Consider the following 8061-nt stretch of genomic DNA (forward strand, 5'->3'; position numbering starts at 1 on the left):
ACATTTTTTCTCACAATCCCCTCTCAATTACCATGGAGGGCTTGTGAGAAAAATGTGGAGCTCTTACGAAGCTAAAATTGAGATTTCTTAAAAAAATTATATGCCAAAATTTGTTTTGACCTTAGAATTCCGTGCGGTCCATCCAAGTGGCCAAATAAGCCCATTTCCCCCCTTTCAAAGGCATATAAGTAATGTCTGACACCCAAACCTGATTCGGAGACTCTGGTTTTCGTTTGTCAAGTAATAAGTTGTCGCACACACGTTTTCCGTGTTTACTATCAGTCGTTCTCGGAATAAATTTGGGTGGCTGAATAGCTCGTAATCCCTCTGTACGCATAATTTCAGCGATTTTCTGACGCCCAAGTGTTATTCCCTTTTCGTTAAGAGCTGCCTTAATTCGACGACTACCATACCGCTTAAAATTTCGTATAAATTCCATCCTAATCTCGTGCTTTGGACGATTATACTTACTGCCCGAATTATGACTTTTACCACGCTTATATCGATAGTAGGCAGTTCTACTGATATCAAAAAGAGAGCATAAGTAGCTTATTTTGTGACTCTTGGAAAGCATGGATACTAATTCATAGACGTCTCTTAGTCGGACGAACTTAAGAGACCCAAGGCCTTTTTTAAAATTTCGCGGTCAGTCTTTAGGCGCTCGATCTCTGCTTTCAATTTAGCAATCTCAACAGCAGATTTACTATTATTCTCAGACTCGCTGGTTCTGGACTTGGTCTTCATAGTTGATAAACTTTTCCAACGATACAGCAGATTTTCAGCAATTCCAAAAGTCTCTGAAATTTCTTTTACTCTTTTGCCCGAAATAAGCAATTTAAGAATTTCAGCCTTGAAATCAGGCTCATAACTTCGACGCTCCTTCGAGCTTTTTTGATTTTCCATTTTTGCAAAATTTATGCAAAAAAGTGTGCCGTCTTATTGAGCCACCTCATCTACCAAGTCGGTCCAATTTCCACACTACAACTGTATCTCCAACTCTTACGTGATTAATCATCGCATCAAGCTCAGGACGCTCCTTTATAGCTCCGGAAATTTTCTCTTTAAATATCTTCTCACAACCTGCCTTTTTTAATGCTTCAATTTGCAAATCCAAATTTTGGTCTTTGGTTGATACCCTTGCGTAACCTATGATCATAATTAGTCTCAAAAACTCATGTACACTCGAATATATTGAACTTAGATTAATGATACAAGTTTTTGAGACAAGTCGCTGAAAAAATAAAGAGCTATACCACTCCCTCCTCTCAGTCTCACGAAACCACCGTTTTTGCGGACTGGTAAAACAGACGTTTTGTGAGACTATTAAAAATTTATCTCTGTGTAGATTTTTAATAATGACTGTTAAACTCAATCTAGATGCTTGAAATTATTAGCTTCATTTTAGGACTAGTTTGCTTCCCGATTACAATCATAGCATTTTACTATCAGATGCAGGAATTAAAGGCCAAAAACATATTATTTTCTAAAGCTGTTGCTGAGTCGTACTATCTAAATTTTCTAAGTAGGATATTAGATTTAATAGAAAGTGAAGCTAAATTAACTTTAAGGATAAATTTGCTTGAAGTGGAGATCGATACGAAGAATATAATGATTGATGTCAATATCCCCCTTGAACATAGATAATTTTTCACAAAAGCTGAATTATGCACCCCGCAATATAACAATTACCTCTCATTTTCGATCCTTAAGTGTGTTTGGCCATTTTGATGATAAGAAGAAAACAGTAGTAATCGTTGATACGCCCTTATTATTCTCGTTAATTAAGAGAAATTATGCTAGTCAATCATCTCATAATCAAGCAACCCTGCGGATCTACGAGGAAGGGAAAACATTTAAAAGAGAATTGGAAAAGTTAGTTTGGCAGCGCCGCACAAAAATTAATGAGACAAATTTTCGAGTGACTTTGATTGACACATAATTTAGATAGCTTTTGATCCACTATGGCACATGAGAAAATTTCCTTAAAGCTTGTAAGGAACAATTGGAGAGTGTCGAATGCTTTAAAAATGCGAATTGAATATCTCACGAATAGCCGTTGTTTCAAATAACCCTAATTTCTTGATATTGTAACTCAGCTTAGCAATGGTATTGCGCCATGCCTTCTAAATAAATGTATTGTGCATAACAATGAATACATAGTACCCTTGTAGATGAAAAATGCCCGGCAATCGCCGGGCGTTTCTCATTTCATCTTCTTAAAAATTATTCTAAAAGTATCCTTATGATATCTACCTTGTTTTCTTTCAACCTACTATTCTTGATATGGAGGTAATAAGTACCGCGAGGTAGCGCTTTTGCATCGATTTCTACCTGCTTGCCATTTTTGAGACCGTTGCGCTGATAAAGTGCTTGAACGTCAATGTTCATAACAGGCTTGGTTGATTTTTCGGACAGTAGAACGATTTCATCCGGCATTGACTCCGCACTTTCGATCTGGTCAAATTCAACCGTAATATAATCCTTTGCAGGGTTTGGAAACACAGTGTATTTTGCAAAACAGCTGTTAAGACATATTGTTAAATTTTCGCTTCTCGACCCGCACACATTTGAAATACTGACATTGAGATAATAGCAGCTAGTATTATATCCGCTAAAGGCAGTGCTCGATTGGCCTGCATTGGCTATAAAACCGTTTGGATCGCTTTGAGACCAATAATAATTCGAGGATGGATCATTAGGTACCGCAGCAATTGGGATGTAGCTATTCGTACATCCCGTCCCATTTGACGTAGATTGGCCGTTGACCAAAAAACCAGCAAATTGAGGTGGACCGACTGCAATGCTTCGACTAGAACACAATCCTTGGCTTCTAACGGAAATTGTTGCTGGTCCATTAAAGGTTCTTTTTACCGTAAGTGTATTTGTGCCCTGTCCTGATACGATGGTTAGGTTCGATACAGTCCAGGTGAAGGATGTACCGGAACTGGGGATGGAATACGTATAGTTATTATTATCGCATATGGTAGCATTCCCGCTGATATCACCCCAAGATATAAATCCAGAACGAGCGTTACCAGGTAGAAAAAGTGCCTTCATCCGATCACGTTGCCCCGCTGTAAACAGATTCCGGCAACCGTCGTTCGTATAGTCCATGTAATTCATGTACATATTGCTTGTACCACATGAAAATAGTTGGCCGGATGGACAATTGAAATTACTATTTCCTTGGAGTGGGGTATCTGCTACGAAGTCATCTTGGGTGCAAAGCCCACCATCATCTCCCCAAATGTGGCGAAGTGATAGCCAGTGACCTACCTCATGAGTAGCAACTCGACCTTTATCATAATTCGCTTGTAAAGTACCTGTGCGACCAAAGGCGTCATATTGCATCACGACTCCATCAAAATTGGCCGGACTGCCGGGGAAGGTAGCATATCCCAAAATGCCATTTGTAATATTAGCCGTCCATATATTAAGATATTGTTCTCGGTTCCAAGGAGCGTCGTTCTGTTTGATTCCGGTAGCACCTTCATCAACAGTACCGTCGGGGGCAGGGATAACCTGATAATTTGCTTGATTACCTTGTATACGGCGTATCCCATTTGTTGGATTCCCATTGGGGTCAATACAGGCTAACCTGAAATGAATACCGACATCGGCTGCCACCCCAGCAAAGTGGGCGGGTGTATTAACACGGTCAGCATTTAGCCGCCGAAAGTCTTCGTTAAGGACATCAATTTGAGATTGTATTTGAGCATCGCTAATATTTCTACCCACGCCCACTGCCTCCCCATTATGAATAACATGAACAATCACCGGAATGGTGACAATTGTTCCTGTATTTGGTATACTTTTCGGGCTGACTTGGTTTCTGTTCTGTTGCAAACTATACTCTTCGGCTTTTCTATCAACCTCTTTAAGGTAGTTGTATAATGTGGGATTATGCTTTCGAAGCTTTTCATAATCTATGGAGGATGCACATATTTCTCCCGCCTGATTTTGTGCAAATGCCGTAAATGACGCGAGGAAAACCATTAGAAAAAATAAAGTCTGTCTCATAACAAATTGCGTTTATTGTGAAAAGAGTGATTATAAATTTTTAGCCTTAATTGCGGTCAAATCAACAAAATAGCCATAGTTGCCGTGCAAGGTTGGTTGAGTGATAGCACCATAGCAATCTTTACGCTTATAAGATATAAGCACCTTTAGACCCTGCTTTCTGAAATTGGTAGATAGGGAGTCGCAAGGCACCAATATATTTGGACCGGCAACATGGCTACTTCTCTTAAAATCTGCGGAATCGTTGCTTAGCACATAATTATCAGGACCTTGGTTACCGTTCGGGTTGTTGCCTTGGATAAAAACTACCACTGCTTCAACATCTTTGTTTTCTTCCGTTACTGTGGCACTTTCACAATTGCACTGTTCGGATTGAATGTCATCGGAGGTGCATTGGGCGAGTATGAAAAGCAGTGCAAGTGCTATCATAGTGAATCGTAGTTTTTTGGGGCTGCCATAAGACATAGTATTTGTGGTTATAGGTTATGAGATATACATAAAATATATTTCTGAGTATTAACAATGATGTAGACACATATGCAGTATTAATCGTTGTAAAGGGCTATAAAATATTTACATAATTACAAAAATAGATACAACTAATTCGCATGATCGCTATTGCGATATGTATCAACAATAGATGATCATGAGAAATATTTGACCTAAATTTGGCTTTATAATATATTCATAAAGAGGTAGTTATACTTTTATTGTCGTTGTTTGTCTTCCAAATTCTCACTAACTTTTGTAAATTTTCATCAGCTACTGAATTTGAGACTTATTCTATGGTGGAAATGCCCGATAATTTTATGCTCAATTTGGGGGGAAAAGAGAGTTCCTCCGTCATAACGAACTGATTCCCTTACTATCCTCACAGAAGGTATAGTAAGGGTTTTGTTTAGAGTTATGTGACAATGACAAACTTTCTTTAATTCAATCTCAAAAAATGCTGATTTCTTGATTCAAAAGCTATCTCTACCTTTTTCTCAAAACCACCGTTTAAATGCATCACGAAATTGTATAGACAAAATCTATAGTAACGAATTTGTCCACATGCTAAGGGACGAATGCAGTTGTACAAAAAATGATGATTACAAAATCTTCGTGGCCGAATATGAGGGTAATATGAGAATTTGGCAATAGTCAGACTGGATTAGCAAGTTTTTCCCGCTTACTCCCACTCTACATTAAATACGCTATTCCCAATAAGTCACCGCCAAATGCCGTAAAAAGCCGGTATATACCTTCAACTGGGACGGCTGAAGATAACTGTAAAACTGGTCATGGGTGGTGTGAAAGCCCATGTAAAAAAGCCAGAAGCCCAAACTCAGGTAAGGAACCAGGGCTAACTCCTGATCGCTGATTGGGTGGACGCTTTGATAGCTTTCCAGGAAAACTGCGTAGGCCTCTTCAAAGGCTAGCTGCGTCATCCGCCCCGCATAGACCTCCAGAGCCAGGTGTTGCCAAAAGCAAACCAGATCATGCACCAACCAGCCATAACCCATAAAATCAAAATCAAATAAGGTAACCGAATCCCCGTCGAAATGCATGTTCTTAGGCAGTAGGTCAAAATGGCAATAGCCACTCAGGAAACCCGACGTGTTTACCTCGGCTATCTTCGTCTCGACTTGCCTGGCAGCTTTCCGTAACCAGAGATAACTTTCTTGATCGGCGACAAAGGCGGATTTTAACCGCTCCAATGGCTTGAAAAGAGTGCTATCCAGATCAAAAGTCCAGCGCTCCCCAGGCAATGCGATGGTGGATGACACTTGGTGAAAGCGCGCAATTTCATAGCCGAGCGTGCGTAGCTGGCTTTTGTTCAGTATTCTTGGGGGCTGGCCGGGGGCATAACTAAAGAGCACCGCATAGCGTAATCCTTCCACGGCATCAAGTTGCTGAATAGATTCCTGCATCCGATCTGCAATGGGATAAGACACCGATACGCCAGCTTGCTTGAGAGCCATCAGCAAGGCCACTTCCGCTTGGACGTGGGACAGGCTTCGGTGAGTGGAGCGGTAGATCCTAAGAATAAAGCGCCCTTGGAGGGAATCCACTAAATAGGTGTCTCCCACCCCACGCACCAGAAAGGTACATTGAATCGACTTCAGTAAATAGCGTTCAGCGAGTAAATCCGCCAGGGCATGCGGAGAAAGGGTCGAATAGATGGTGGGAAAAATCGATTTCATGGCAGCAAGATAAGCCTGAAAAACCACACCTGCTAGTCGTCAAGCAACCACTTCAAAGATATATGGGTGCTTTAAATCTCAATTTGGGACCATTTTTTGAGTACAGTCATAGTAACAAGTGAAAGAAGTCCTCGATGCTTTGCAAAGGTTGGCTACAAAAAGCATGTGAATATTTTTTCCGAGATTAAAGTGTCTCTTGCCATGATGGATTTTTGTGTGTTGTGCCGTCCAAGTCAGGCAGTAAGCCAAACTAACATATATCATCATTTTTTAACAATAAGGTGTTGGCTAGCCGGATCTTCCACTATTTTTTCCATCTCAAATTCTACAATATCAAGAACATCCTGCTTAACCTGCATATAATTCCGAAGTACCATCGACTGATCGATTTTTCTAATTTCCGGTATTGCTTGGTAATTATCCTGCTCCTCTTTCAGCGCCTGATGATCGTTAAGAATCTCACAATGAAAAGCTTTCAAATCAATTTTCTGTTCCGGATTATCAGCAACTAGTCCGACAAATTCTCCAGAGGAAAGCGAAGAAATCTTCGAAGGTGGAATGGCAGAATCCAGCTGCTTGGATTTGCTAACGGAGGTGTCCATTCGGTTAATGGAAAAACTTGTACGGTCCTGCATGATTTTACCGAAACGCTCCGACAACTGTTTCGCTGTATCCCCTGTTGCCTGACCACTAATAATGTTTCCAGTAATATTCATAATCACATCCGCCTGCTCTTTTCCGTAATCCTTTCGAAGTTGACTAAAATCCTGTACACCGAGCGTAGTCGATACCTTATTGGAGCGGGCCGTAGCGATCAGGCTATCCATATTGTTTAAATAAATGGTTGGAAACTCATCAAAGATCAGGCTGCTTTTAAGTTTCCCTTTCTTGTTGACAAGTTTAATCAGCCGTGTTACATAAAGCGATAGCACCGCTCCGTAGACAGAGATTTTTTGCGGATTGTTTCCCATGCAGACAATCTTAGGCTCGTCCGGATTGTTGATATCCAGGGTGAAATCACTTCCTGAGAGAACGTAATATAACGTGAATTCGGTTTAAGCAACCGATAGAGAAAGTTGGTTTGTTTTAATTTCTTCAATATTAAGTGAAGGCTTTTTTGGAAAGAAGCAATAAGCAATTAAGGCGCCAAGTATATTCATTACGAAGTTGTTAACAGATCTATGCCGGGTATGTTCTATCTGGCATAGATTCTTTAATTCATCGTTTATAGTTTCAATAATCGCTCTTTTTCTAAGTAAAAGCTTGTCTTTCAACTCCATAATATGCCCTTTCATATTTTTACGAACCTTAGTAATTAACTGCATTCCATCAGCAAATAACATCTCCCATAATGCCTTTGAAAGATAACCTTTGTCAGCATAAATTTTGCCAAAAAGTTGTTCAGTAAGCTTTTTAATGTGTTTGGGATTACGGTCATCCACATTGCCTTTTGTTAAATAAAAAGAAAGCAATTCTCCTTTTTCATTACAGACCAGGTGTAGCTTAAATCCATAAAACCAGCCCATTGAAGACTTGCCTCTTTCAGCTAAGTTTTTGAATACCTTGTGATTATGGATTCTTTGATTTCTGCAAACTTTCAGTGTAGTACTGTCCATAAAACTTATCCCTGTACATTTACCTAAACCCTTCTCTTTCAAAAACATAGCCATTATAACAAAATAACGGCTTTGCACTTCCACAAAACGATTGTAAGACAGGATTTTAGGAAATAAGTCTGACGTGGTTCACTTTCGGTTTACACTTTTTGCGGGTTAGTTAAATAATTACAATTTAAATCTCATCCTACTTTTTGGTAATACAAGGCTTCAAAAGCTACTGGATTTAGATAATCCAG

Annotated in this window: 7 protein-coding genes and 1 pseudogene; all 8 read right to left on the reverse strand. The window is 39.8% G+C overall.

What is annotated here, in order from left to right; translation table 11 throughout:
• Positions 1-121: 121 nt before the first annotated feature.
• Complete coding sequence (locus RB622_RS29665; RefSeq protein WP_308050461.1) at positions 122-574, reverse strand: IS3 family transposase; 453 nt, start codon at positions 572-574, stop codon at positions 122-124.
• A 23-nt stretch (positions 575-597) separates the two neighbouring features.
• Entirely contained in the window at positions 598-903 is a 306-nt protein-coding gene (locus RB622_RS29670; RefSeq protein WP_308050462.1) for a transposase, read from the reverse strand.
• A 49-nt stretch (positions 904-952) separates the two neighbouring features.
• Positions 953-1156, reverse strand: a pseudogene (locus tag RB622_RS29675) (recombinase family protein); the annotation flags it as partial.
• Between the two features lie 1067 nt (positions 1157-2223).
• Positions 2224-4020 carry a M43 family zinc metalloprotease gene (locus RB622_RS29680; RefSeq protein ID WP_308050463.1) on the reverse strand — a complete coding sequence of 599 codons (1797 nt, stop codon included), beginning with the start codon at positions 4018-4020 and terminating at the stop codon, positions 2224-2226.
• A gap of 30 nt (positions 4021-4050) precedes the next feature.
• On the reverse strand, positions 4051-4449 hold the full coding sequence (locus tag RB622_RS29685; RefSeq protein ID WP_308050464.1) for a hypothetical protein: 399 nt from the start codon (positions 4447-4449) through the stop codon (positions 4051-4053).
• A 767-nt stretch (positions 4450-5216) separates the two neighbouring features.
• Positions 5217-6206, reverse strand: a complete 990-nt coding sequence (locus tag RB622_RS29690) for a phosphotransferase (protein ID WP_308050465.1) — start codon at positions 6204-6206, stop codon at positions 5217-5219.
• Positions 6207-6469: 263 nt separating this feature from the next.
• On the reverse strand, positions 6470-7177 hold the full coding sequence (locus RB622_RS29695) for a type IV secretory system conjugative DNA transfer family protein (RefSeq protein ID WP_409022093.1): 708 nt from the start codon (positions 7175-7177) through the stop codon (positions 6470-6472).
• An 84-nt stretch (positions 7178-7261) separates the two neighbouring features.
• Positions 7262-7927 carry an IS982 family transposase gene (locus tag RB622_RS29700; protein WP_308050466.1) on the reverse strand — a complete coding sequence of 222 codons (666 nt, stop codon included), beginning with the start codon at positions 7925-7927 and terminating at the stop codon, positions 7262-7264.
• Positions 7928-8061: the final 134 nt, after the last annotated feature.

The sequence above is a fragment of the Dyadobacter sp. LHD-138 genome (assembly GCF_030929615.1).
Lineage (GTDB): Bacteria > Bacteroidota > Bacteroidia > Cytophagales > Spirosomataceae > Dyadobacter.